Consider the following 22,815-nt stretch of genomic DNA (forward strand, 5'->3'; position numbering starts at 1 on the left):
CGCGAGAATTCATCGGTGCGCTGCAGAACGGGTTGCCGATCAGAACAGCATCGGTTCACCGAAGCCCGGCGTCCGTTCGATCTCCAGCAGCCGCGCCTTGGTGCCGATCCCGCCCGGCGCCGAGAATCCGTGCAGCGCGTGATCGGCCGCGAGCACCCGATGGCAGGGAATGATGAGCGGCACCGGGTTGCGCCCCAACGCTTGTCCGACGGCCTGCGCGGAGCCGGGAGCTCCGATCCGGCCGGCGATATCGCCGTAGCTGAGCGTGTGACCCGGGTCGATCTCGCGCGTCACCGAGTACACCGCGCGATGGAATTCCGGTGCACCCCGTAGGTCCACCTCGATCCAGCGCAGTGCGTCGACCGCTCCATCGAGGTGGGCGCGAATTCCCGCGATCGCCTCGACGATCACGGGCCCCGGCGCGCTCTCCGGCACCGGGGACCCGGCGAACGGCCGGGTGATCCGGGCGAGGGTTTCCTCCTCGCTGGCCTCGGGCAGCTGGAACCGGACAACGGCGTCACCGTGCCAGGCGATCGCGCACAGCCCGATAGCGGTGTCGAACAGTGCCGAGACCACCGTCTCGGTCTGCGTCGAGTCACTCATGATCACAGTGTGCGCCGACCCACCGACAAAGACACACTCACGCGGCGAGCGACCCTCGCTGCGTGTCTGTCGACTGGACTTCAAGGCCAGTTTCGGGCGACTGGACTGCATCGTCGCCCACCTCGTAGGAACGCATCGCATCGAGATCCCGGTAGAGGCGTTGCTCGTCGTAGGTGCCGAATGCCCGGTCATGGGGCAGATATTGGAAGGGCCAGAAGGGTAGTTCGCCCTTCTTGGGCGAAAAGTGGTAGACCGCCAACCCGAAGGCAACGGCAACGGTGAGGGCTAGGAAAGTGGTCATGCCAGTAAGAATCCACCCACTGGCCTTGCTTCAAAATATCCACTTAGGGAATACTGGACTTTATGGCGACAAGAGTGATCGGTGCGGCAGGCTTGGCTCGCGACCTCGGCCGGTGGCGTGATCCCGAAACCGGCGGCGAGGCCGAACGCCGCCCGCACCGGCCCGCCTACCTGGCCCTGGCCGAAGCCATCCGCCTGCTGATCCACGACGGCCGCGCCCCACTCGGCGTGGCCCTGCCCAGCGAGCGCGATCTGGCGGGGACTCTCGGCGTCAGCCGCACCACCATCACCTCCACCTATTCGCTGCTGCGCGAACACGGCTACCTGATCAGCCGCCAGGGTTCTCGCAGCACTGTCGCGCTGCCGCCCGCGATCCAGCACGACGGCGCCAAGCCCAGCCGCGGCATCATGGCCCTGATGGCGCAGCCGGAACTGCCGACCATCGACATGACCTATGCCGCGATGCCCGCGTCCCCCGAACTCCACGACGCGTATTCGACAGCGCTGCAAGGAATCCCGTCCTACCTCGGCACCCACGGGATGGACCCGGTCGGCATTCTCGCGCTGCGCGAAGCACTGGCCCGCCGCTACACCGCGCGCGGTCTGCCGACGGAACCGGACCAGATCCTGGTGACCCTCGGTGCGCAGCACGGACTTCGGCTGCTCCTCAACGTGCTCGCCTCGCCCGGCGCCCGGGTCCTGATCGAGCACCCGTCCTACCCGAACGCCATCGAAGCCATCCGCGACGTCGGCGCCCGCCCCATCCCGATTCCACTACGACCCGAATTCCCCGATGCCGGTTGGGATCTCGAAGGTCTGCGCAGTACGGCGCGGCAGACCGCGGCCACCCTGGCCTATCTGGTTCCCGACTTCAACAACCCCACCGGACTGCTGCTCGGCGCCGAGGGCCGCGCCGAACTGGCCGCCATCGCCCGCGACACCAGGATGACCGTCGTCGTCGACGAGTCGATGGGCGAACTGAACCTGTCGGACGGGACCATGCCCCCGCCGGTCGCCGCGTTCGCGAAGGGCTCGGAGATCGTCACCATCGGTTCGGCGTCGAAGTCGTTCTGGGGTGGCCTGCGGGTCGGCTGGATCCGTACCAGTCAGCCGCTGATCACCAAACTGCTCGGCATCCGCTCCACGGTCGACCTCGGCACCCCGGTGATGGATCAGCTGGCCACCGTCCACCTGCTCGAGAACGCCGAACCCATTCTCGAGCGTCGTCGCGAACAGCTGCGCGCCCAGCGCACCGCCCTGCTCGACGCCGTCGCCGAAGACCTCCCCGGTTGGCACATCACGGTCGGCGCGGGCGGTATGTCGGTGTGGGCCCAGCTGCCGAGCCCGGTCTCCACCGCGCTCGCCGCCACCGCGCCCAATCACGGCGTATTGCTGGCCGCCGGACCACGTTTCGGCGTCCAGGGCGCGTTCGAGCGTTTCGTCCGGCTGCCGTACACCCACCCCGAAGCCGAGCTGCGCATCGCCGTCAAATCCATCGCCGCGGCCTACGACGCCCTCACGCCCCGCGCCGCCGATCCGCTCCAGCCACTCACCTGCTACTGAACGCGCACGGGTTGTGCCCGGTGGAAGCCGGTTCGGGGCGCACGGTTTCGTACCCCGCCCCGAACATGAACAGCACCGAGGCCACCAACCCCACCGCGGTCAGCGGCACCGCGACGGCGCCGCGTTCGGACGGATAGCGGAACAGCAGCACCAGCAGGCACAGCAGCGAAACGGCGGCGGCCAGCAGCATCCCGGTCGCCAGCCCGTTCAGCACGCTCACCATCACCGGCACCGGTGCCGCACTGTGGCAATGGTTTTCGGCGATCTGCGCGGTACGGGTGTCGAACAATCCCTCGGCCAGGATGAAGCACAGCACTGCCGCGCCGAAGGTGGTGACCGCGATGAGGGCGGCGAGCACCTTCGGTGGGGTTCTGACGGTTCGGAACCTCGGCCTGTCGTCGATAGTGGAAAACTTTACCGACGACAGGCCGCCAAATCAGTCAGCCCAGACCGTTTCGATCGGTGTCGCGACGTTCGGCGGGGGAGTGGGTGTGCCGCCCGGTGTGCGCGAGAAGCGCGGTGCGGGCGCGTGCTGGACCACACCGTCGATGTCGATCAGGCCGGTACGGGCCACGATGTGCGGGTTCTCGGTGGCCTCGGTGAAGGTCAGCACCGGTGTGGTGCAGGCATCGGTGCCGTCGAAGATCGCGGCCCACTCGTCGCGGGTCTTCGTCAGGAACTTGTCGGTGAACAGCTTGCGCAGCTGTTCCTGACCGTTCGGGTCGATCTGCATCGGCAGACCTTCCGGGTCGATCTCCAGCCCCGCCAGCAGTTCGGCGTAGAACTGCGGCTCGATCGCGCCGACGGCCATGTACTTGCCGTCGGAGGTCTCGTAGGTGTCGTAGAAGGCCATGCCGGTATCGAGCAGGTTGGTGCCGCGCTCGTCGGACCACAGGCCGACCCCGCGCATACCCCAGATCATGTGCGAAAGGGCAAGCGCGCCATCGATCATCGCGGCGTCGATCACCTGGCCCTTGCCGGAATTCTGCCGCTCCACCAGCGCGGCGAGCACGCCGAACACCAGGAACATCGAGCCGCCACCGAAGTCGCCGACCATGTTCAGCGGCGGCACCGGCCGCTCGCCCTTGCGTCCGATGGCATTGAGCACACCGGTGAGCGAGATGTAGTTGATGTCGTGTCCCGCGCGATCGGCGAGCGGGCCGTGCTGGCCCCAGCCTGTCATCCGGCCGTACACCAGGCGCGGGTTGCGGGCCAGCGCGTCGTCGGGTCCGAGGCCCATGCGCTCGGTGACGCCGGGGCGGAAGCCCTCGAGCAGCACGTCGGCCTTCTCGACCAGGTCGAGGATCTTGGCGACGTCGGCGGGGTCCTTCAGATTCGCCTCGACGATCGTTCGCCCGCGCCACTGGGGGCGTTCCATGAAGCCGGGCAGCTGGTTCGGGCGCTGCACGCGCACCACGTCGGCGCCGAGGTCGGCCAGCAGCAGCGCGGCGTGCGGACCTGGCCCGATGCCTGCCAACTCGATGACCTTGATGCCCGCAAGGGGCCCCTGCTTGGCGGTGGACTCCGTGCTCACGCGGTGACCTCAGTTCGTCGTCGAACGGTATTGACACTCCGACAATAGCGCTGGGGTGGCGGCTCGGGTAGAGCATGGGCGAGAATTCGCACGAGCGCGACTCGGCGTGGCAACGGGAGGACCCGGTAGTGGGCGTGTGGGGTGAGGTCGTTGTCGGCCTTGTCATTCTGGTCGGCATCGTCGGCGTGATCGTACCGATTCTGCCGGGCGTGATCCTCATCTTCGCGGCAATCGCGGTGTGGGCGTTCATGACCGGCGGTACGACGGCCTGGACGGTGCTGGCGATCGCCACCGTCGCGCTGGCGCTCTCCGGCATCGTGAAGTACACCTGGCCGGGCAAGCGGATGCGCGAAGCCGGGGTGTCGAATCGTGCGCTACTGGCCGGTGCGGTGCTCGGCATCGCCGGCTTCTTCGTGATCCCGATCGTCGGCCTGTTCATCGGCTTCGTGCTCGGTGTGTACCTGGCCGAGCTGTACCGCTTGAAGACCAACGACCTGGCCTGGCCCGCGACCGTGCACGCGCTCAAGGGCGTCGGCTTGTCGATGCTGGTCGAGTTGTTCGGCGCGCTGATCGCGTCCGGTGTGTGGCTCACCGGCGCGATCATCAGCTGACTACTCGATGATCGGCAGCGGACGGGTGTGGTCGTCCGCGCCGGGGAGCTGGTTGCGCGGGATCGGGATAGTCGGATTCTCGGTGCGGGGTAGCGGCTCGGATTTCGGGCGACGCACCGCGGGCAGCCGGTAGAACTCGCGGGCATTGTCCTCGAGCACCGCGTGGATATCGGAGCCGACCACCTGCGAGATCAGGTCCACATCGCGCTCCTCGAACGGCCTGCCTGCGCGCGTGCCGGGCAGATCGCTGCCGAACATCAGCGCACCCGGGTTGACGGTGTGGATGCGTCGCAGCGTCTCGGCCACATCCATCTCGACCCGGCCGAACCCGGTCGCCTTCACCCGCGCGCCGCGGTCCACCAGGTCGAGCAGGTACGGCAGACCCTCGTCGGACATGCCGAGATGGTCGATCGAGAGCGCGGGCAGCTTCGAGATCACCGGTTGCAGCGAGGCCAGCATCTGACCGTCGATGTAGAGCTCCACGTGCCAGCCCGCCAGTTCGTGGGCGCGCAACGCCTGCAGTGTCATCTCGGTGATGTCGGCGGCGGCGCGCTTGAGGTTGAACCGCAGGGCGCGTACGCCTGCCCGGTTCAGCGCGAGGATCTCGTCGTCGGTGGCGTCGAGATCGAGCCGGGTCACGCCGACCCAGTCGGGACCGAGCGCGGCCAGTGCTGCCTTCAGGTACGTCTGATCAGCGCCTTGGAAAGACGCGCTGACGACAGCACCGCCGCGAACATCGAAGTGCGCCATACGCTTTCGATAGTCATCGATCACGTAGGGCTCGGGGAGATAGCCTTCGTTCTCGATCAGCGGAAACCGCGGATCGATGATGTGGACGTGGGCATCGAACACCAGTACAGAATGCCTTATCTCTGCGGCGCGAGCGCGCTCAACGTCGCGCCCCCACTAGGACGGGACCACTGAAACCCCGAGTTCTGCCATGACAGCACACCCAACCCCCGCACATCCCGACCCCGAGGAGGGATCGGCGGCGAAGCCGCCGATTCGCGGCCGGCCCGCCGATCAGGCGCCGTTGCGGTGGGGGGGGCGCGGAGGGACAAACCTGCCGGGATGGGCGGGCCGTAAAGGGCCCCGCCACCCCCCGCCCGCCCCCCTTTCCCGGCGCGTTTGCTTTGGCCACGATCCACAAACCACGGGTGCCTGATCGGCGGGCCATTCAGGGCCGCGAACACGCGCGCGCCAGCGCGCCAAAAACTCAGGCCTTGTTCGGCTCGGAGGCGCGCAGCATGTCCTCGCGCTCCACGACCTTCACGCGCTCACGGCCTTCGGGCTCGCCGAGGGCGCGCTCGTGGGCGTCGAGGCGGTACCAGCCCGCCCAGGTGGTGAACGGGATGCCCTTGCCCTCGAGGAACTCGGTGACGGCGTCGAGCTCGGGCTTCGGCGCGGGGGCGAAGGCCTTGGCGTCGTCGAGCAGGCAGGCGATGGTCTCGTTGGCGTCGCCCTTGGTGTGGCCGATGAGGCCGACCGGGCCGCGCTTGATCCAGCCGGTCACGTAGGTGGCGGGCATGAATCGGGCGTCACCTTCGGCGGTGTCGTCGGCGATCACGCGGCCGGCCTCGTTGGGCACCGTGCCTGCCTGATCGTCGAACGGCAGCTGGGTGACGTTCTGCGAGAGGTAGCCCACGGCGCGGTACACGGCCTGGATGTCCCAGTCGGTGAAGTTGCCGGTGCCCTTGACGTTGCCGGTGCCGTCGAGCTGGGTGCGTTCGGTCTTCAGGCCGACGACCTTGCCGTCGGCGCCGAGGACCTCGGCGGGCGATTCGAAGAAGTGCAGGAACAGCTTGTGCGGGCGGTCGCCGTGGTCGCGGATGGCCCACTGCTCCAAGGTGTTGGCGACCATGTCGACCTGCTTGGAGTTGCGGCGCGCGGCTTCGGAGCCCTCGTCGTAGTCGATGTCCTCGGGGTTCACGATGACCTCGATCGTCGGCGAGTGATCCAGTTCGCGCAGCTCGAGGGGCGTGAACTTGGCCTGCGCGGGACCACGACGACCGAACACGTGAACTTCGAGGGCCTTGTTGCCCTTGAGACCTTCGTAGACATTCGGCGGGATCTCGGTCGGCAGCAGTTCGTCACCGGTCTTGGCGAGCACGCGCGCGACGTCGAGGGCGACGTTGCCGACACCGAGGACCGCGACCTTCTCGGCATCGAGGGGCCACGAACGCGGGACGTCGGGGTGGCCGTCGTACCAGGACACGAAGTCCGCGGCGCCGTAGGAGCCGTCGAGGTCGATGCCGGGGATGGCCAGGGCGCGGTCGGCGTTGGCGCCGGTGGAGAAGATGACCGCGTCGTAGAACTGGCGCAGGTCGTCGAGGGTGATATCGGTGCCGTAGTCGATGTTGCCGAGCAGACGGACCTGGTCCTTGTCGAGGACCTTGTGCAGGGCGGTGATGATGCCCTTGATGCGCGGGTGATCGGGCGCGACGCCGTAGCGGATCAGGCCGAAGGGCGCGGGCATACGCTCGTAGAGGTCGATGCTCACGTCGGCATCGGACTTCATCAACGCGTCGGCGGCGTAGATACCGGCCGGTCCCGCACCCACGATCGCAATGCGAAGTGGGCGAGTCGCTGCACTCTGTTCGGTCATTTCTACGCGCACCCTTTGGTCGAGAACTGATTTGACGGCGTCAACTTAGCTTAGGCTAAGTCGGACATCCGCTTACTGGCAGCTGCCATCGACGTCGGCAGCCGACCGCAATCAAGGCGATTCTAGCTGCGGCGTTGCAGCCACCCGGCGCGCGGTGTAGCTGCCCGCGCGGGTCTGTCAGGATTACAGCATGAACGAGGAGCAAACAGGCTCGGATGACCAGCCCGTAGTGGTGGATCAGACCGACAAGCGTTCCATCGTCCCGTTCGTCGCGGCCGCGGTGATCGCGATCATCGTGCTCATCGGCATCGTGGCGGGTGGACTGCTCTCACCCGCTGAGAAAAATGTCACAGAGGCCGACCGTCTCGCGGCCGCCGTCACCAACTATATCGACGCGCGCTCGCGCAGCGACCTCCGTCCGCCGACCGGTGTGGCCTGCCCCGGGTTCGATGAGGAGAAATCCGGCCTCGGCGAACAGCTCGGTGGCCCGAAATCCACTGTCACGATCGACGGCAAGGGTTTCGAGAACGCCACCGTCAACGGCGACCGCGCCAAGATCGACGCGGCGCTCGTGGTCAACGGCAACCCGGCGGCGAGCAACTGGAAACTGACCCGCGTCGACAGCGCGTGGCTGGTGTGTTCCTTCTGAATCGTTTGACACGATGACCGGTGCCGAGGCAATCTCAGATCGCAAGGTCATGAGTGCCAGCGTCAAGCCCCGGCTCGCTGGTCGGCAACCCTCCTCCGCGGTGGGGTGCTCCGGGTGACGACCTGGCCGTGTGTTCGGGGATTTCCGGCACGGCAAGAGCGGATTCACGCAGGAGGATCGACATGACTTACGCCGGCGACATCACCCCTGAGAAGGCGTGGGAGCTGCTCACCGAGCACCCCGGCGCTGTGCTGGTCGACGTGCGCACCGAAGGCGAGTGGGCACACATCGGCATTCCCGACACCAGTTCCATCGAACGCCCGGCCCACTTCATCGAGTGGGTCGACGGCACCGGCACCCGCAATCCCGAGTTCGGCGTGCAGCTCGAGAAGGCACTCGCCGGTCGCCCCGACGACGCACCCGTGGTGTTCCTGTGTCGCTCCGGTCAGCGTTCCGCGCACGCGGCGAACCTGGCGACCGCGGCGGGCGTGGCACCGTCCTACAACGTGCTCGACGGTTTCGAAGGTGGTCCCGACGCGTTCGGTCAGCGCGGCAGCACCGGTTGGCGCGCTGTCGGCCTGCCGTGGCGTCAGGCATAAGGAGAAAAGCATGATCACCGGTGGTTCGTTCGACAAGCCACTGCCCGAAGGCGTCGGTCCCGGCACGCTCGGCGTGCGCGGCGGTCTGCGCCGTTCCGGCTTCGACGAGACCTCCGAGGCGCTGTACCTGACCTCCGGTTTCGTCTACGAGAACGCCGAAGCCGCCGAGGCCGCGTTCACCGGCGACGTCGAGCACTTCGTCTACTCGCGTTTCGGCAACCCGACCGTGGCCATGTTCGAGGAGCGCATCCGCCTGCTCGACGGCGCCGAAGCGGCCTTCGCGACCGCGTCCGGCATGTCGGCGGTGTTCACCGCGCTCGGCGCCCTGCTGAAGGCGGGCGACCGTCTCGTCGCCGCCCGCAGCCTGTTCGGGTCCTGTTTCGTGGTCTGTAACGAGATCCTGCCGCGCTGGGGTATCGAAACCGTGTTCGTCGACGGTGACGACCTCGACCAGTGGGAGCAGGCCCTCTCCGTCCCCACCCAGGCCGTGTTCTTCGAGACCCCGGCCAACCCGATGCAGACCCTCGTCGATGTCCGCAAGGTCACCGAGCTCGCCCACGCCGCGGGCGCGAAGGTGGTGCTGGACAACGTCTTCGCCACCCCCCTGCTCCAGCGCGGTTTCGAACTCGGCGCCGACGTGGTGGTCTACTCCGGCACCAAACACATCGACGGCCAGGGCCGCGTCCTCGGCGGCGCCATCCTCGGTGCCCAGGACTACATCGACGGCCCCGTCAAAACCCTGATGCGCCACACCGGCCCTGCCCTGAGCCCCTTCAACGCCTGGACCTTGCTCAAGGGCCTGGAAACCATGCCGTTGCGCGTGCGCCACTCCACCGAGTCGGCCCTGCGGGTAGCCGAGTTCCTGGAGACCAAGGATTCGGTCGACTGGGTGAAATACCCCTTCCTGGAATCACATCCGCAACACGCACTGGCCAAAGAGCAGATGACCGGCGGCGGCACCGTAGTCACCTTCGCCCTCAATGGCGAAGACGGCAAGAAGCGAGCCTTCGAGGTCCTCAACCGCCTCCGCATCATCGACATCTCCAACAACCTCGGCGACGCCAAAACCATGATCACCCACCCCGCCACCACCACCCACCGAGCCATGGGCCCGGAGGGGCGCGCGTCAATCGGCTTGTCCGACGGGGTAGTTCGCATCTCGGTCGGTCTGGAAGACCTCGAAGATCTCCTCGGCGACCTCGACAACGCCCTGAGCTAGTTCGTCCGAACGTCCCGAGTCGGCCTGTCGCAACGATCCACGCTCGGCAGGTCGACGTCGGACTCGTGGATCGCCTACCGGACCGGGTCGTAGACCGCGAACCCCAGGTGGCCCGCGACGGTGGCCATGTTCTTGTCGTGGGTCACCACCGTGAGATCGTCCAAGCCGCTGCGCAGTGCCGAGGCGAGATGAATGGCGTCGAGTGTCCGGATGTGCGAGATGATCGCCTCGGCTTCGTTCAGCACAGCGTGATCGATCGGAATGATGTCGATGTGGTCGATGATCTGACCTCGGTCGAGCACGGGCAGGCCTTCCCGGCGAAGGACGCGAGTGATCTCGGTGCGCAACAGTCGCGAAGAGACGATCCGGCACTCTTTGTCCGCGGTCGTCTCATCGAACCACCGTGCGGCTTCGATGGAATGTCCCAGCATGATCCGCATTGCCACCGAGGTGTCGAGGTAATAGGCCCTCACCACTCGCCCTTCTCGGACTCGAGGAGCTCGTCGATCGACGCCGCGCTGCGCAGTTCGTGCCGGGCGATGGCGCTCGTGTGTGCCCCACCGTCGACCGCGCGCCGGATGATCTGGGTCGACGAGACCGCGGGGACGATGTAGCCGACCCGATGGTTGTGGCGCGTCAACTCGTAGACTTCGCCGGACTCGACGTCGGCGACCATCGCGGACGGATTCTGGCGGAGTTCGCCGACACTGATCGACTTCATGAAATCAGTCTAGCCGAAAATTGTCTACTATTGTCTACAGCCTTCAGGGTAGCTTCTCGGTGGCCTCGACCATGCCCTGAGCGGATTCACTGTCGTGCGGCGTCCAGAATCGCGATCGCCTCGTCGATCGGATCGATGACGAAAAGTTCGGTTCCGGCGTCGGTGTCGACGCGCAGACGAGTGCGCAGGCCGCCGCTGAACAGGCCGCCATCCGGGCTTTGCTGCCCGACGGCGCGCAGCTGGGTCAGGCGCGCTTCCCAGCGCTTGCCGCCGGTGATCGCGTCGAGGTGATTGGGTACGAAGAGCAGTCGGGTTTCGGTCAGGTGGAGGCGTCCGCCGACGGCCCTGCTCCCTTGTGCTCGATTGGCGAGTTTCTGCCAGACGACCTTCTCGGTGGCGTTCAGCGCGGGGCTACCGATCCACAATCCCATGGTTCATTTCCTTGTGTCGTTCCGGTGTTCGTGACCATGGATCGATATCTGACCGGGCGCCGTTAATGGGCGCCCGGCCAGGGATCTGAGCAGACCGGTCTCAGCCGAGCGCGCGCAAACGCGGGGCCAGGTCTCGCTTGAAGAGGTCGAGGAAGCGGAGCTGGTCTTGGCCGGGGGCGTGGAAGACCAGGTGGTTGAGGCCCGCGTCGAGGTAGGGCTTGATCTTGGCGACGGCTTCGTCGGGGTCGCTGGCGACGATCCAGCGCTTGGCGACCTGTTCGATCGGGAGGGCGTCGGCGGCCTTCTCCATTTCGATGGGGTCGGTGATGTCGTGCTTCTGTTCGGGGGTGAGGGAGAGGGGGGCCCAGAATCGCGTGTTCTGGAGTGCCAGTTCGGGATCGGTGTCGTAGGAGATCTTGATCTCGATCATCTTGTCGATCTCGGCGACATCGCGGTCGACCTTCTCGGCGCCCTCGGCGACGGCGGGCAGCAGCTTTTCGGTGTAGAGGTCCATGCCCTTGCCCGAGGTGCAGATGAAGCCGTCGCCCGCGCGACCCGCGTACCTGGCGACCACCGGGCCGCCCGCGGCGATGTAGACGGGGATGCCGCCCTTGGGAACGTCGTAGATGGAGGCGCCGACGGTGTGGTAGTACTCGCCGTCGAAATCGACGCGATCGCCGGTCCACAGCTCGCGCATCATCTTCACCGCTTCGCGCAAGCGGGCGAAGCGCTCCTTGAAGTCGGGCCATTCGCCCTTGTAACCGGTGGCGATCTCGTTGAGCGCCTCACCGGTGCCCACGCCGAGCATCACCCGGTTCGGGTACAGGCAACCCAGGGTGGCGAAGGCCTGGGCGATCACCGCCGGGTTGTAGCGGAAGGTCGGGGTGAGCACCGAGGTGCCGAGCTGGATGCGTTCGGTGCGCTCGCCGACGGCCGCCAGCCAGGCCAGTGAGAACGGCGCGTGGCCGCCGTCGTGGCGCCACGGCTGGAAGTGGTCGCTCACGGTCGCGCTGTCGAGACCGTGCTGCTCGGCGGCGACGCCGAGTTCGACCAGCTCTCGTGGCCCGAACTGCTCTGCCGATGCCTTGTACCCGAGCTTGAGCTCAACCATTCCAGCCACTCCTGTCGTCCGTTGACCCCTGCCAACACGACACTAGCGCGCAGCCCGTCATCCGCGCCCATGCCGTTTCGTCACCCACCACGCCGAGTTTTAGCGGACAATTAACTGGTGGCCACCAAGGATGAGCAGATCTTGTCGTACCTCACCGACATGGACGGCGTGCTGGTGCACGAGGATCAACTGATCCCCGGCGCCGACGAGTTCCTCGCCGAACTGCGCGCCAACGAGATCCCGTTCCTGGTGCTGACCAATAACTCCATCCGCACGCCACGCGACCTCCAGGCCCGCCTGCGCCACACCGGCCTCGACATCCCCGAGGAGTCGATCTGGACCTCGGCGCTGGCCACGGCGACCTTCCTCGACGACCAGCGCCCCAACGGCACCGCCTACGTGGTCGGCGAATCCGGTCTCACCACCGCGCTGCACGAGATCGGCTACGTGCTCACCGACAGCGACCCCGATTACGTGGTCCTCGGCGAAACCCGGACGTACTCCTTCGAGGCGATCACCACCGCGATCCGGCTGGTGGACAGGGGCGCGAAGTTCATCGCCACCAATCCTGATGCCACCGGACCCTCGCGCGACGGCGTGTTGCCCGCCACCGGTTCGGTCGCCGCGCTGATCACCCGTGCCACCGGTAAGGAGCCGTACTACGTCGGCAAGCCCAATCCGCTGATGATGCGCTCGGCGCTGCGTCAGATCGGCGCGCATTCCCAATCGACGGTGATGATCGGCGACCGGATGGATACCGACGTGATCGCCGGCTTGGAGGCGGGTCTGCGCACGGTGCTGGTGACCTCCGGCATCTCGACGAAGTCCTCGGTGGAGGCCTATCCGTTCCGGCCGACCATGGTGGTGGGCTCGGTGGCCGACTTGATCGGCCGAACGCGCCGGCCGTTCGCCGAGTAGCCATGTGATCCGCGTCTCATCGGAATAGGTGCCCGCCTGCCGTGGTTATAGTTGCCATGGCAACCAAAGGAGGGCCCGTGCAGTTCGGAATCTTCAGCGTCGGCGATGTGACCACCGATCCCACCACCGGCCGCACCCCCACCGAGGCCGAGCGGATCAAGGCGATGGTCGCGATCGCGCAGAAGGCCGAGGAAGTGGGTCTCGACGTGTTCGCGATGGGCGAGCACCACAATCGGCCCTTCGTGCCGTCGTCACCGACCACGATGCTCGGCTACATCGCCGGCCGCACCGACAACATCACGCTGTCCACCTCGACCACGCTCATCACCACGAACGACCCGGTCAAGATCGCCGAGGACTTCGCGATGCTGCAGCACCTGGCCGACGGCCGCGTCGACCTGATGCTCGGCCGCGGCAACACCGGCCCGGTCTATCCGTGGTTCGGCAAGGACATCCGCGACGGCATCCCCCTGGCCATCGAGAACTACGCGCTGCTGCACCGGCTGTGGCGTGAAGACGTCGTGAACTGGGAAGGCAAGTTCCGTACGCCGCTACAGTCGTTCACCTCGACCCCGCGTCCGCTCGACGACGTGCCGCCGTTCGTCTGGCACGGGTCGATCCGGAGCCCGGAGATCGCCGAACAGGCCGCGTACTACGGTGACGGCTTCTTCGCCAACCACATCTTCTGGCCCACCGACCATTTCAAGCGGCTGATCGACCTGTACCGCAGGCGCTACGAGCACTACGGCCACGGCAGCGCCGACCAGGCGATCGTCGGGCTCGGCGGACAAGTGTTCCTGCGCAAGAACTCGCAGGACGCGGTCCGTGAATTCCGGCCCTACTTCGACAACGCGCCCGTGTACGGACACGGCCCGTCGCTGGAGGATTTCACCGAGCAGACCCCGCTCACCGTGGGCAGCCCGGAGCAGGTCATCGAGAAGACACTCACCTTCCGTGAGCACTTCGGCGACTATCAGCGCCAGCTGTTCCTGGTCGACCACGCCGGACTCCCGTTGAAGACGGTGCTCGAGCAGCTGGACCTGCTCGGCGAGGAGGTGATCCCGGTGTTGCGCAAGGAGTTCGCGGCTCGACGCCCGGCCCACGTCCCGGACGCGCCGACACACGACTCGCTGCTCGCCGCCAAGACCACGGCGGAGGTCGGCGCGTGACATCCACGCCGCGCCGCGCACTCGGCGGCCCGCACACCACGGAGGTGATCGCATGACAACCCGTATCGCCGTGGTGTCGGCAGGGCTTTCACAGCCTTCGTCGACACGTTTGCTGGCCGATCGACTGGCCGCCGCGGCAGCACGCGAGCTGCGCGCGACAGGCGCCGAGGTGGAAGTGGACTTCGTCGACCTGCGCGATCACGCGCGCGATCTGGCCGACAACCTGCTCACCGGCTTCCCGGCCCCCGCACTGCGCGCGGCGATCGACAAGGTCGTCACCGCCGATGGCCTGATCGCTGTGACGCCGATCTTCAGCGCCTCCTACAGCGGCCTGTTCAAGACGTTCTTCGATGTGCTGGAACCGGATTCGCTCGCCGGGATGCCGGTGCTGACCGGCGCGACCGGCGACACCGAGCGTCATTCGCTGGCGCTGGAGCACGCGGTGCGCCCGCTGTTCGCGTACCTGCGCTCGATCGTCGTCCCCACCGCGGTCTACGCGGCGTCGACCGACTGGGGCGCGAACGGCGGCGACAAGGCGCTCAACAATCGAATCGACCGCGCCGCAGCCGAATTCGGCGCGCTGCTGCTCGGCAAGTCCGCCACTCGGCCCACCGATCCCTACACCGATACAACCCCGTTCGAAGACCTTCTCGCAGCAAATCACTGATGCACACCAACCCCCAAGGAGCACACTCATGACCACCGCCATCGCCAAGGGACTCACCGCGGGCACCTGGGCCATCGACCCCACCCACTCCACCGTCGGCTTCTCCGTACGCCACCTCATGGTGAGCAAGGTCCGTGGCCGCTTCACCGACTTCGACGGCGCCCTCGTGATCGCCGAGGACGGCACCGCCACCGCGCACGCCGAGATCCGCGTCGACTCCCTCACCACCGACAACGCTCAGCGCGACGGCCACCTGCGCACCGCCGACTTCTTCCACGCCGAGGAATTCCCGCTGATGACCTTCAAGTCCACCGGGTTCCGCGGCGAGGGCAGCGATTTCGTCGTCGACGGCGAGTTCACCGTGCGCGGCAACACCAAGCCGGTCACCCTCGAGGTCGAGTTCGTCGGCGTGAGCCCGGGCATGGGCAACGGCCAGGTCGCCGGCTTCGAAGCCAAGACTGTGGTCTCGCGCCGCGACTTCGGCCTCGACATCGACATGCCGCTGCCCGACGGCGGCGCCGTGATCGGCGACAAGATCACTCTCACCCTCGAGATCGAGGCCGTCCTCCAGGGCTGACCCGGACCGACGTGACGCCCCCATCACCTGTGCGGTGATGGGGGCGTCGGCCGCTGTGCGCGGTGGCTAGTCCTCGTCGGCGATGATCGTGTCGAGTGTCGCCGCGAGACGGGTGAGGGTCTCGACCGTCGCGGCGAACTCGGCCGGACCGAGCGCCTCGGCCAGCCGGTGCGCCATGGCCGCGTGCTGCGGATCGATGCGACGGATGGCGGCCGTGCCCTCCTCGGTCATCGCGACCAGCTTGGCCCGCTTGTGCGCGGGGTTGGGCCGGTACTCACACATGCCTTTGCCGACCAGCAGGTCCGCGATCCGCTGAACGCTCTGCCGGGTGATGCCCATCGCGCGGGCGATCCCGGCCACCGGCTGCGGCTGGTCCTGCACGGCGGCCATCACCTGCCACCAGGCCACCGAGATTCCGGCAGGCGCGGACAAGCCGTCGCCGATGGTCAGGAATTGACCGTTGAGCCGGAAGACGGTGAGGGCGGCGCCGTCGAGCAGGTCCTGTTCGGAGTTCAAGCCGCGTGGCTCCCTTCGTATTCGGCGAGCGTGGCGTACCCGGCCGGGTCCTTGCGCGCATACAGCTTGTACCAGGCATCGAGTACCCGCGGTTCGTACAGGTCGAGCCGCGCGAAGATCTCTCTGGCGAATTCGAACGGCGACATGCCGTCCGCGGTGATCACGTCACGGTCGGTGACCGCGGGGGCCTCGACGTAGTGCTGCGCACCCGAATATCCGCTGTAGACAAGGAATTCCGCGGCATTGCTGGTGTGCGCGCGATCATCGAGCAGGCCCGCCGTGGCCAGTCCGAAGGTCGCGCCGCAGATCGCGGCCACCGGGACCCCGGCGTCGGCGAACTCTTTCGCCTTGTACGCGAACGTGATCAGGTCCTCGCCCAGCCACAGGTCCGCGCCGGGCAGGATCAGCATCGCGCTGTCGGCCGGGTCGAGATCGGCGACGGCGAGGTCGGGCGTCACGCGCAGACGCCCCATGGTGGTGATCGGTTCGGTGGTGAGGCCGACCGTCGCGACCTCGAACGTTCCGGGCTCCCGGTGCCAGTTGCCGTTGGCGATGTGCGCCGTCGCGGCCCCCACTTCCCAGTCGGCGAGGGTGTCGTAGACGGCTACGTGAACTGTTTTCTTCGGCATGACAGCATCCTGTCATGTTTGACAGGATGCTGTCAATAAGAATTTTGCTACCGGCTTATAGCCGACCCTCCGTACGCTGACGGCATCCGGTGCGAGACAGGGAGGTTCACCCGCGATGACCGACTCCGTGCACGGCATGACGGGCACCATCACGTCACCGATTCGGGAGGCGGGCGCACTGGGTGAGGTACTGATCTCGATTCGCGGGGGCACCGAGCTTTATCTCGCCCGAGCCGACGAACCGATCGCCGCCTGGACCACCGTGTTGATCGTCGCGGTCCACCCGGGTCGCCTGGTCGACGTGGTCACCTGGATTCCGCTTCCCTCTGAATGAAAGGGGCCCGCGATGCTGGGCTATCACGTTCCCGATCCCGACGAAGCCATGCTGGTCAGTGGCGCCAAAACCAAGGATGACACCCCGTTCAAGGTGGTCATCGGGCGCGGCACCTGGGTGGTGCCGCTGTTCCGCAAGGTCCGATACCTGTCACTGGCCATGTTCGAGTCCGAGATCCGCGAGCGCTGTGTCACCAAGCAGGCCATCCAGCTCGATGTGCGTGCGGTGATCGCGTTCAAGGTCGCCAACGACACCCAGTCGATCGTCAATGCGGCACAACGCTTCCTGTCCGAACAGGAGCAGGAGATGTCGGTGCTGACAGGGCGGATCTTCTCCGGCCATCTGCGCTCGATCGTGGGCTCGATGACCGTCGAGGAGATCATCCGCGAACGTCAGAAGCTGGCCGACGAGGTGCTCATCGCCTCCAAGGTGGAGATGAGCAATATCGGCCTGTGGGTCGACTCGTTCCAGATCCAGTCCATCGACGACGGCAACCTCGGCTACATCAATGCCCTTGCGGCACCGCACAATGCGGCCGTCCAGCGCGATGCCCAGATCGCTCAGGCCCAGGCCGCCCAGCGCTCCGCCGAAGCCGAGCAGGAGTCGTTGCGCCGTCGCGCCGAATACGAACGCGAAACCTCGATCCTCAAGGCTGAGTATCAGCGCGACATCGACAAGGCCAACGCCGAAGCGGCACAGGCGGGCCCGCTCGCCGACGCCATCGCCAGGCAGGCCGTGCTGCACGCCCAGGCCGAGCAGGCCCGCAAGAACGCCGAACTGCGCGAACAGCAACTCCAGGCGGAAGTGGTGAAACCCGCTGAGGCGGAGGCGGAACGAGTCCGCATCCTCGCGGTGGCCGAGGCCGACCGCACCCGTATTCAGGCCGAGGCGGCGGCGTCCAACAACCGCATCGCGCTGGACCAGATGCTCATCGAGCAACTCCCGGAAATCGTCAAGCAGGCCTCGCACGGCCTGGCGGGCGCCAACCTCACCGTCCTCAACGGCCCCGACGGCGTCGGCGAGCTGCTCAACGGCATGGTCGGCCAGGGCCTGACGGTCTTCAACTCCCTGCAGAAGGCCCTGTCGAACGGCGAGGTCGACAAGGTCTGATCGCCGCCACGACATGGCCCGAGCACTCGAACCGGCAGGGCTGACCGGATGCCAGGTCAGTCCTGTTGGTTCACGAGTGCGGTCACCCGGATCTCGACGCGCATGCCGGGAGCGCCGAGGGCGGCGACGCCGATTTGGGTCCAGATCGGCGCGCGCTCGCCCATGCGCTTGCGGAACTGCTCGACCATGACGCGGTTGTGCGCGTCGCCGATCGTGTCCTCGACCGCCGGGATGTGGAAGCTGTCCACGGCTATGACATCGGTCCAGGTCGCCCCGACCGTCGCGAGCGTGCGCTCCACGTTCTCGAAGGCCTGGACGATTTCTTCCTCGAGTGATTCGGGGAAGGTGATGTCGTCGTCCCAGCCACCTTGGCCCGAGATGTCGACGCGGTCGCCGACGCGGACCGCCTGTCGGTAGTGAAGCAGGTCGAAGAGGGTCCGGCCGTATCCCGGGGTGCTGGCGAAGGTGGCGGTGCTCATCGCGACAAACCTTTCATTTGACTTCAACTATGAAGTCAAACTAGCACGGAATAACTTCACGTGTGAACTCAATTGGCCTCGCTATGATTACCCGATGACTGCGGTGACCCCAGGATCCGACGGCGCGGACGCCGAGGCGCCGGCGTGGCTGAACGCGGAGGAGAAGGAAGCCTGGACCGGCCTGGTCTCGCTGATCCTGCTGCTGCCGGGCCGTTTGGAGGCGCCGCTGCAGGCAGAAGCAGGGCTGACGCTCTTCGAGTACCTCGTGCTGAGCCATCTGTCCGAGGCTCCCGAGCACCGGATCAGGATGAGCGAGCTGGCCTTCCTGGCGAACGGATCGCTGTCGCGGCTCTCGAACGTCGTCAAGCGATTCGAGCAGCGGGGCTGGGTAACCCGAGCGCCCGACCCCGACGACGGTCGGTACACGGTCGCTTCGCTCACCGACTCCGGGTACGCGACGGTCGTGGCGGCGGCGCCGACGCATGTGCGCGCGGTCCGCGAGCGCTTCCTCGATCAGGTGAGCGCCGCCGATGGACGAGCGCTGGCCCGGATCGCCGCCAAGCTGCGCGTGCGCCCCGCCGATCTGGCCTGAAAACCAGCGGTTACGCCCGGCGCAGGGCGAACATGCGCAGGTCGCGGGTGGTGCGGTCGCGGTAGGCGGCGTAGGCGCCGGTGATGTCGATGAAGCGGGCGAAGATCGCGTCCTTGTCCGCGTCGGTGACCGGGGTGGCGGTCACCGGGATGCGTTCGCCGGCGATGGCGACGGTGGCTGTCGGATCGGCGAGCAGGTTGCCGGTCCAGGCCGGGTGGTGGGCCTGGCCGAAGTTGGAACCGACCACGTACAGAGTGTCGCCGTCGTGGACGTAGAGCAGCGGCTGGGTGCGCGCGACGCCGGACTTGCGGCCGGTGGTCGTGAGCAGGATCACCGGGGCGCCGATCGGGCCGAGCACGGTGTACTTGGCGTCGGTGCGCTCGAGCAGAGCGCGGTCGAGCGGGGTGATGGTGCGGATCAGCCAGGAACCCGGCTTGGTCGCGGCGAATCGGTTGGCGGCGCGGGACAGCGGATTGGCGCGGGAGCCCCACTGGCGATCCGGGAACTGCGATGTCATGGGCCGGACTATAACGCGACCGATCGGACCCCACCGAACCCCTGAATCGCCGACGATTCACTAAGCTCGCGAGCATGGTCGAACAAGCGCCGTCCACCGTGTACATCGCCTCGCCCGAGGGCGACACCGGAAAATCTACGGTGGCACTGGGTGTCCTCGGCATGCTGTGCGCGACCACCGCACGCGTCGGCGTGTTCCGTCCGATCACCCGCTCCACCGACGAACCCGACTACATCCTCGAACTGCTGCTCGAGCACAGCACCGCCGATATCAGCTACGAACAGGCCATCGGCGTCACCTACGAGGACGTGCACCGCGACCCCACCGCCGCGATCAGCGACATCGTGATGCGTTTCCACGACGTCGCCAAGGCCTGTGACGCGGTGGTGATCGTCGGCAGCGACTACACCGACGTCGCCAGCCCGAGCGAGCTGCGCTTCAACGCCCGGATCGCGGTGAACCTGGGCGCGCCCGTCCTGCTGGTCGTTCGCGGCGCGGAACGGACGCCCGGCGAGGTCAAGCAACTGGTCGAACTGTGTACCGCCGAGCTCACCACCGAGCACGCCCACCTGGTCGCGATCGTCGCCAATCGCTGCGCACCCGACGAGCTCGACGACATCGCGACCGCACTGGCCGGTTTCGACGTGCCGTCCTGGACGCTGCCCGAGGTGCCGCTGCTGATGGCGCCGACCATGGGCGAGCTGTGCGAGGCGATCGACGGCGAAATCTACAGTGGCGACCCGGAATTGCTGCAGCGTGAGGCGCTGCGCATCATGGTCGGCGGCATGACCGCCGAACACATCCTGGAGCGACTGTCCGACGGTGTGGTGGTGATCGCTCCTGGCGACCGCTCCGACGTGCTGCTGAGCCTGGTGAATGCCCATGAGGCAGAGGGGTTCCCGTCGCTGGCGGGCGTGATCATGAACGGCGGCCTTCGCCCGCATCCGGCCATCGCCCGGCTGATGGAGGGCCTGCACCCCAGGCTGCCGATCCTGGCCACCGAGCTGGGGACCTACGACACCGCCAGTGCCGTGCACGGCACTCGCGGCCGGATGTGGGCGGGTAGCCCGCGCAAGGTCGACACCGCGCTCGCGCTGATGGAACAGCGGGTGGACGCGCCGGAACTGTTGCGGCGCATCCAGGTTCCGTCCTCGACCGTCGTGACGCCGCAGATGTTCGAGTACCGGCTGATCGAACGCGCCCGCGCCGACCGCAAACGCATCGTGCTGCCGGAAGGCGACGACGACCGCATCCTCCGCGCCGCCGGCCGGGTGCTGCAGCGCAAGATCGCCGACCTCACCATCCTCGGTGACGAGACGTCGGTACGGGCCCGCGCCGCCGAGTTGGGTGTGGATATCGCCGACGCCCAGGTGATGGCGCCGCGCACCTCGGGCTACCTCGACGAATTCGCCGCCGAATACACCGAATTGCGCAAGCACAAGGGCATGACGCTCGAGCGCGCGCGCGAAACCATGTCCGACATCTCGTATTTCGGCACCATGATGGTCTACAAGGGGATTGCCGACGGCATGGTCTCCGGTGCCGCGCACACCACCGCGCACACGATCCGGCCCTCGTTCGAGATCATCAAGACGGTGCCGGGCGTCTCCACGGTGTCGAGCGTGTTCCTGATGTGCTTGGCCGATCGTGTACTCGCCTATGGCGATTGCGCGGTGGTCCCCGATCCGACCTCGGAGCAGCTGGCCGATATCGCGGTGTCCTCGGCGGGCACGGCGGCCCGTTTCGGGATCGACCCCCGGGTGGCGATGCTGTCCTACTCGACCGGCGCGTCCGGCACCGGCGCCGACGTCGACAAGGTGCGCACGGCCACCGAACTCGTGCGTGAGCGTGCGCCGGAACTGCCGGTGGAAGGCCCCATCCAGTACGACGCGGCGATCGAGCCCGCCGTCGCCAGCGCCAAGCTGCCCGATTCCGAAGTGGCGGGCAAGGCAACGGTTTTCGTCTTCCCCGACCTCAATACCGGCAACAACACCTACAAGGCGGTGCAGCGCAGCGCCGGTGCGGTCGCGATCGGGCCGGTGCTGCAGGGTCTGCGCAAGCCGGTGAACGATCTTTCGCGCGGCGCGTTGGTCGCCGACATCGTCAACACGGTGGCGATCACCGCCATCCAGGCTCAGGGGGATGGCAAGTGAGTGACCTGGTTCTGGTACTGAACAGCGGCTCCTCGTCGATCAAATATCAACTGCTGCACGCTGTCTCGGCCCAGGTGCTGGCATCGGGCCTCGTGGAGAAGATCGGCGAGTCGCACGGCGGCAGGATCGTGCACGAGGCGGGGCCCGCGAAACTCGACTACGACGGGGCGATACCCGACCACAGAGCCGGTCTGCTGCGGGCGTTCGAGATGTTCCGCGAGACCGGCCTCGACCTGACCACGATCGGCATCGGCGCGGTCGGGCACCGGGTGGTGCACGGCGGCGAGGTGTTCTGGGAACCGACCCTGATCACCGACGATGTGCTGCACGCGATCGACGAACTGTCGGTGCTCGCGCCGCTGCACAATCCCGCCAATGTGGTCGGCATCGAGTCGACGCGGGAGCTGCTGCCCGGCATTCCCGAGGTCGCGGTCTTCGACACGGCGTTCTTCCACACCTTGCCCGACGCCGCCAAGACCTACGCGATCGACGCGAAACTCGCCGCGGCCCACGGTATTCGCAAGTACGGCTTCCACGGGACCTCGCATCAGTACGTGTCGGAGAAGGCCGCGCAGTACCTGGGGAAACCGGCCGAAGAGCTGAACCAGATCGTTTTTCACCTGGGCAACGGGGCGTCCGCTTCGTCGATCCGCGGGGGCATCGCGATCGACACCACCATGGGGATGACCCCACTCGAAGGTCTGGTGATGGGAACCAGGCCGGGCGATCTGGATCCCGGTGTCACGCCGTATCTCATGCGGGCGGCCGATCTGGACGTGAGTCAGGTGGAGCAACTGCTCAACCGCAGTTCCGGCCTCAAAGGCATGAGCGGGGTCAACGACTTCCGCGAATTGCAGCAGCTCATCGACAGCGGCGACACCCAGGCGAAGCTTGCCTACGACGTCTACATCCACCGCCTGCGCCGCTATCTCGGCGCCTACCTGGTGGAACTCGGCACCGTCGACACCATCATCTTCACCGCCGGCGTGGGGGAGAACAGCTCGGCGGTGCGCGCCGACGCACTGGCGGGTCTACAGGCGCTCGGTATCGAAATCGACCCGACCCGCAATGAGAAGAGAGCACCGGGCATCCGCCGCATTTCGCCGGAGTTCGCCCCGGTGACCGTGCTGGTGGTCCCTACCAACGAAGAACTGGCCATTGCCCGCGCGGCCCACGAGCTGGTCGGCGGGCGCTGAGCTGGTCGGCGG

27 protein-coding genes, 1 pseudogene and 1 riboswitch are annotated in these 22,815 nt (G+C 67.0%); of the genes and pseudogenes, 14 read left to right on the top strand and 14 right to left on the bottom strand.

The window, feature by feature from the left end:
- Nucleotides 1–39: 39 nt before the first annotated feature.
- The gene (locus ACFVVI_RS12805) at nucleotides 40–603 is read right to left on the bottom strand and encodes a methylated-DNA--[protein]-cysteine S-methyltransferase (protein WP_387445471.1); all 564 of its coding nucleotides are present in this window, start codon (nucleotides 601–603) and stop codon (nucleotides 40–42) included.
- A 37-nt stretch (nucleotides 604–640) separates the two neighbouring features.
- The gene (locus ACFVVI_RS12810) at nucleotides 641–904 is read right to left on the bottom strand and encodes a hypothetical protein (RefSeq protein WP_379314019.1); all 264 of its coding nucleotides are present in this window, start codon (nucleotides 902–904) and stop codon (nucleotides 641–643) included.
- A gap of 62 nt (nucleotides 905–966) precedes the next feature.
- On the opposite strand from ACFVVI_RS12810, the gene ACFVVI_RS12815 reads away from it, so the two are divergent.
- Nucleotides 967–2,466, top strand: a complete 1,500-nt coding sequence (locus ACFVVI_RS12815; protein WP_378995908.1) for a PLP-dependent aminotransferase family protein — start codon at nucleotides 967–969, stop codon at nucleotides 2,464–2,466.
- Here ACFVVI_RS12815 and ACFVVI_RS12820 read toward each other — a convergent pair.
- Both ACFVVI_RS12820 and ACFVVI_RS12825 read right to left on the bottom strand, forming a co-directional pair.
- Nucleotides 2,453–2,824, bottom strand: a complete 372-nt coding sequence (locus ACFVVI_RS12820; RefSeq protein WP_378655860.1) for a hypothetical protein — start codon at nucleotides 2,822–2,824, stop codon at nucleotides 2,453–2,455. The two genes, ACFVVI_RS12815 and ACFVVI_RS12820, sit on opposite strands and share 14 nt — an antisense overlap.
- A 78-nt stretch (nucleotides 2,825–2,902) precedes the next feature.
- Nucleotides 2,903–4,000 (bottom strand): CaiB/BaiF CoA transferase family protein, encoded by a 1,098-nt coding sequence (locus ACFVVI_RS12825; protein WP_379314017.1) that lies wholly within the window; start codon nucleotides 3,998–4,000, stop codon nucleotides 2,903–2,905.
- A 128-nt stretch (nucleotides 4,001–4,128) separates the two neighbouring features.
- On the opposite strand from ACFVVI_RS12825, the gene ACFVVI_RS12830 reads away from it, so the two are divergent.
- Nucleotides 4,129–4,611 (top strand): DUF456 domain-containing protein, encoded by a 483-nt coding sequence (locus ACFVVI_RS12830; RefSeq protein ID WP_379314021.1) that lies wholly within the window; start codon nucleotides 4,129–4,131, stop codon nucleotides 4,609–4,611.
- Here the strand turns inward: ACFVVI_RS12830 and ACFVVI_RS12835 are convergent, their stop codons facing one another.
- A complete protein-coding gene (locus tag ACFVVI_RS12835; RefSeq protein ID WP_378995910.1) occupies nucleotides 4,612–5,463 on the bottom strand; it encodes an amidohydrolase family protein in 852 nt (283 codons plus the stop codon).
- A 364-nt stretch (nucleotides 5,464–5,827) separates the two neighbouring features.
- Nucleotides 5,828–7,216 carry an FAD-dependent oxidoreductase gene (locus tag ACFVVI_RS12840; RefSeq protein WP_387445475.1) on the bottom strand — a complete coding sequence of 463 codons (1,389 nt, stop codon included), beginning with the start codon at nucleotides 7,214–7,216 and terminating at the stop codon, nucleotides 5,828–5,830.
- Nucleotides 7,217–7,406: 190 nt separating this feature from the next.
- Here ACFVVI_RS12840 and ACFVVI_RS12845 point away from each other — a divergent pair, with 190 nt between their 5' ends.
- From ACFVVI_RS12845 to ACFVVI_RS12855, 3 genes are all read left to right on the top strand, one after another.
- Nucleotides 7,407–7,865 (top strand): hypothetical protein, encoded by a 459-nt coding sequence (locus ACFVVI_RS12845; protein ID WP_378996041.1) that lies wholly within the window; start codon nucleotides 7,407–7,409, stop codon nucleotides 7,863–7,865.
- 45 nt (nucleotides 7,866–7,910) lie between these two features.
- Nucleotides 7,911–8,030: riboswitch (SAM riboswitch) on the top strand.
- A 17-nt stretch (nucleotides 8,031–8,047) separates the two neighbouring features.
- Complete coding sequence (locus tag ACFVVI_RS12850; RefSeq protein WP_056815009.1) at nucleotides 8,048–8,464, top strand: rhodanese-like domain-containing protein; 417 nt, start codon at nucleotides 8,048–8,050, stop codon at nucleotides 8,462–8,464.
- A gap of 10 nt (nucleotides 8,465–8,474) precedes the next feature.
- Nucleotides 8,475–9,683: an O-succinylhomoserine sulfhydrylase gene (locus ACFVVI_RS12855; RefSeq protein WP_387445479.1), complete on the top strand. Its 1,209-nt coding sequence runs from the start codon at nucleotides 8,475–8,477 to the stop codon at nucleotides 9,681–9,683.
- 74 nt (nucleotides 9,684–9,757) lie between these two features.
- Here the strand turns inward: ACFVVI_RS12855 and ACFVVI_RS12860 are convergent, their stop codons facing one another.
- The 4 genes and pseudogenes from ACFVVI_RS12860 to fgd all read right to left on the bottom strand — a co-directional run bounded on the left by ACFVVI_RS12860 (nucleotide 9,758) and on the right by fgd (nucleotide 11,946).
- Nucleotides 9,758–10,156, bottom strand: a complete 399-nt coding sequence (locus ACFVVI_RS12860) for a PIN domain-containing protein (RefSeq protein WP_378633645.1) — start codon at nucleotides 10,154–10,156, stop codon at nucleotides 9,758–9,760.
- Nucleotides 10,157–10,254: 98 nt separating this feature from the next.
- Nucleotides 10,255–10,404: pseudogene (locus ACFVVI_RS12865) on the bottom strand (type II toxin-antitoxin system Phd/YefM family antitoxin); the annotation flags it as partial.
- 86 nt (nucleotides 10,405–10,490) lie between these two features.
- A complete protein-coding gene (locus ACFVVI_RS12870; RefSeq protein WP_387445481.1) occupies nucleotides 10,491–10,835 on the bottom strand; it encodes a hypothetical protein in 345 nt (114 codons plus the stop codon).
- 100 nt (nucleotides 10,836–10,935) lie between these two features.
- Entirely contained in the window at nucleotides 10,936–11,946 is a 1,011-nt protein-coding gene (fgd, locus tag ACFVVI_RS12875; protein ID WP_378996048.1) for a glucose-6-phosphate dehydrogenase (coenzyme-F420), read from the bottom strand.
- A 159-nt stretch (nucleotides 11,947–12,105) separates the two neighbouring features.
- Here fgd and ACFVVI_RS12880 point away from each other — a divergent pair, with 159 nt between their 5' ends.
- The 4 genes from ACFVVI_RS12880 (at nucleotide 12,106) to ACFVVI_RS12895 (ending at nucleotide 15,277) form a co-directional block, all read left to right on the top strand.
- Nucleotides 12,106–12,864 carry an HAD-IIA family hydrolase gene (locus tag ACFVVI_RS12880; RefSeq protein ID WP_378996145.1) on the top strand — a complete coding sequence of 253 codons (759 nt, stop codon included), beginning with the start codon at nucleotides 12,106–12,108 and terminating at the stop codon, nucleotides 12,862–12,864.
- Nucleotides 12,865–12,941: 77 nt separating this feature from the next.
- A complete protein-coding gene (locus tag ACFVVI_RS12885) occupies nucleotides 12,942–14,033 on the top strand; it encodes an LLM class flavin-dependent oxidoreductase (RefSeq protein WP_378996051.1) in 1,092 nt (363 codons plus the stop codon).
- 52 nt (nucleotides 14,034–14,085) lie between these two features.
- Nucleotides 14,086–14,700 (top strand): FMN reductase, encoded by a 615-nt coding sequence (locus ACFVVI_RS12890; RefSeq protein ID WP_387445485.1) that lies wholly within the window; start codon nucleotides 14,086–14,088, stop codon nucleotides 14,698–14,700.
- 28 nt (nucleotides 14,701–14,728) lie between these two features.
- Nucleotides 14,729–15,277 carry a YceI family protein gene (locus ACFVVI_RS12895; RefSeq protein ID WP_378996055.1) on the top strand — a complete coding sequence of 183 codons (549 nt, stop codon included), beginning with the start codon at nucleotides 14,729–14,731 and terminating at the stop codon, nucleotides 15,275–15,277.
- Between the two features lie 66 nt (nucleotides 15,278–15,343).
- On the opposite strand, the gene ACFVVI_RS12900 is transcribed toward ACFVVI_RS12895, so the two are convergent.
- Nucleotides 15,344–15,793 (bottom strand): MarR family winged helix-turn-helix transcriptional regulator, encoded by a 450-nt coding sequence (locus tag ACFVVI_RS12900; RefSeq protein ID WP_387445487.1) that lies wholly within the window; start codon nucleotides 15,791–15,793, stop codon nucleotides 15,344–15,346.
- Nucleotides 15,790–16,422, bottom strand: coding sequence for a DJ-1/PfpI family protein (locus ACFVVI_RS12905; RefSeq protein ID WP_387445490.1), 633 nt, complete (start codon nucleotides 16,420–16,422; stop codon nucleotides 15,790–15,792). Before ACFVVI_RS12905 ends, ACFVVI_RS12900 begins: the two co-directional genes overlap by 4 nt.
- A gap of 115 nt (nucleotides 16,423–16,537) precedes the next feature.
- Between ACFVVI_RS12905 and ACFVVI_RS12910 the strand changes: the two genes are divergently transcribed.
- Nucleotides 16,538–16,756: a hypothetical protein gene (locus ACFVVI_RS12910; RefSeq protein WP_056814983.1), complete on the top strand. Its 219-nt coding sequence runs from the start codon at nucleotides 16,538–16,540 to the stop codon at nucleotides 16,754–16,756.
- A 12-nt stretch (nucleotides 16,757–16,768) separates the two neighbouring features.
- On the top strand, nucleotides 16,769–17,866 hold the full coding sequence (locus tag ACFVVI_RS12915; RefSeq protein WP_062986140.1) for a flotillin family protein: 1,098 nt from the start codon (nucleotides 16,769–16,771) through the stop codon (nucleotides 17,864–17,866).
- Between the two features lie 56 nt (nucleotides 17,867–17,922).
- Here ACFVVI_RS12915 and ACFVVI_RS12920 read toward each other — a convergent pair whose 3' ends face one another.
- Nucleotides 17,923–18,345 (bottom strand): Rid family hydrolase, encoded by a 423-nt coding sequence (locus ACFVVI_RS12920; RefSeq protein ID WP_378996060.1) that lies wholly within the window; start codon nucleotides 18,343–18,345, stop codon nucleotides 17,923–17,925.
- A gap of 94 nt (nucleotides 18,346–18,439) precedes the next feature.
- Here ACFVVI_RS12920 and ACFVVI_RS12925 point away from each other — a divergent pair, with 94 nt between their 5' ends.
- Nucleotides 18,440–18,937 carry a MarR family winged helix-turn-helix transcriptional regulator gene (locus ACFVVI_RS12925; RefSeq protein WP_378996062.1) on the top strand — a complete coding sequence of 166 codons (498 nt, stop codon included), beginning with the start codon at nucleotides 18,440–18,442 and terminating at the stop codon, nucleotides 18,935–18,937.
- A gap of 10 nt (nucleotides 18,938–18,947) precedes the next feature.
- Here the strand turns inward: ACFVVI_RS12925 and ACFVVI_RS12930 are convergent, their stop codons facing one another.
- Nucleotides 18,948–19,454, bottom strand: a complete 507-nt coding sequence (locus ACFVVI_RS12930) for a nitroreductase/quinone reductase family protein (protein WP_378996064.1) — start codon at nucleotides 19,452–19,454, stop codon at nucleotides 18,948–18,950.
- A gap of 74 nt (nucleotides 19,455–19,528) precedes the next feature.
- On the opposite strand from ACFVVI_RS12930, the gene pta reads away from it, so the two are divergent.
- The gene (pta, locus tag ACFVVI_RS12935) at nucleotides 19,529–21,607 is read left to right on the top strand and encodes a phosphate acetyltransferase (protein WP_378996066.1); all 2,079 of its coding nucleotides are present in this window, start codon (nucleotides 19,529–19,531) and stop codon (nucleotides 21,605–21,607) included.
- The gene (locus ACFVVI_RS12940) at nucleotides 21,604–22,803 is read left to right on the top strand and encodes an acetate kinase (protein ID WP_387445495.1); all 1,200 of its coding nucleotides are present in this window, start codon (nucleotides 21,604–21,606) and stop codon (nucleotides 22,801–22,803) included. The genes pta and ACFVVI_RS12940 overlap by 4 nt, the downstream gene beginning before the upstream one ends.
- Nucleotides 22,804–22,815 lie beyond the last annotated feature (12 nt).

The organism is Nocardia sp. NPDC058114 (assembly GCF_042884695.1).
Lineage (GTDB): Bacteria > Actinomycetota > Actinomycetes > Mycobacteriales > Mycobacteriaceae > Nocardia.

Coding starts and splice junctions, on each gene's coding strand:
- ACFVVI_RS12855 (WP_387445479.1), top strand. CDS start 8,475: ATGATCACCGGTGGTTCGTTCGACAAGCCACTGCCCGAAGGCGTCGGT.
- ACFVVI_RS12905 (WP_387445490.1), bottom strand. CDS start 16,422: ATGCCGAAGAAAACAGTTCACGTAGCCGTCTACGACACCCTCGCCGAC.
- ACFVVI_RS12850 (WP_056815009.1), top strand. CDS start 8,048: ATGACTTACGCCGGCGACATCACCCCTGAGAAGGCGTGGGAGCTGCTC.
- ACFVVI_RS12815 (WP_378995908.1), top strand. CDS start 967: ATGGCGACAAGAGTGATCGGTGCGGCAGGCTTGGCTCGCGACCTCGGC.
- ACFVVI_RS12895 (WP_378996055.1), top strand. CDS start 14,729: ATGACCACCGCCATCGCCAAGGGACTCACCGCGGGCACCTGGGCCATC.
- fgd (WP_378996048.1), bottom strand. CDS start 11,946: ATGGTTGAGCTCAAGCTCGGGTACAAGGCATCGGCAGAGCAGTTCGGG.
- ACFVVI_RS12925 (WP_378996062.1), top strand. CDS start 18,440: ATGACTGCGGTGACCCCAGGATCCGACGGCGCGGACGCCGAGGCGCCG.
- ACFVVI_RS12915 (WP_062986140.1), top strand. CDS start 16,769: ATGCTGGGCTATCACGTTCCCGATCCCGACGAAGCCATGCTGGTCAGT.
- ACFVVI_RS12930 (WP_378996064.1), bottom strand. CDS start 19,454: ATGACATCGCAGTTCCCGGATCGCCAGTGGGGCTCCCGCGCCAATCCG.
- pta (WP_378996066.1), top strand. CDS start 19,529: ATGGTCGAACAAGCGCCGTCCACCGTGTACATCGCCTCGCCCGAGGGC.
- ACFVVI_RS12910 (WP_056814983.1), top strand. CDS start 16,538: ATGACCGACTCCGTGCACGGCATGACGGGCACCATCACGTCACCGATT.
- ACFVVI_RS12890 (WP_387445485.1), top strand. CDS start 14,086: ATGACAACCCGTATCGCCGTGGTGTCGGCAGGGCTTTCACAGCCTTCG.
- ACFVVI_RS12845 (WP_378996041.1), top strand. CDS start 7,407: ATGAACGAGGAGCAAACAGGCTCGGATGACCAGCCCGTAGTGGTGGAT.
- ACFVVI_RS12840 (WP_387445475.1), bottom strand. CDS start 7,216: ATGACCGAACAGAGTGCAGCGACTCGCCCACTTCGCATTGCGATCGTG.
- ACFVVI_RS12805 (WP_387445471.1), bottom strand. CDS start 603: ATGAGTGACTCGACGCAGACCGAGACGGTGGTCTCGGCACTGTTCGAC.
- ACFVVI_RS12880 (WP_378996145.1), top strand. CDS start 12,106: ATGGACGGCGTGCTGGTGCACGAGGATCAACTGATCCCCGGCGCCGAC.
- ACFVVI_RS12810 (WP_379314019.1), bottom strand. CDS start 904: ATGACCACTTTCCTAGCCCTCACCGTTGCCGTTGCCTTCGGGTTGGCG.
- ACFVVI_RS12920 (WP_378996060.1), bottom strand. CDS start 18,345: ATGAGCACCGCCACCTTCGCCAGCACCCCGGGATACGGCCGGACCCTC.
- ACFVVI_RS12870 (WP_387445481.1), bottom strand. CDS start 10,835: ATGGGATTGTGGATCGGTAGCCCCGCGCTGAACGCCACCGAGAAGGTC.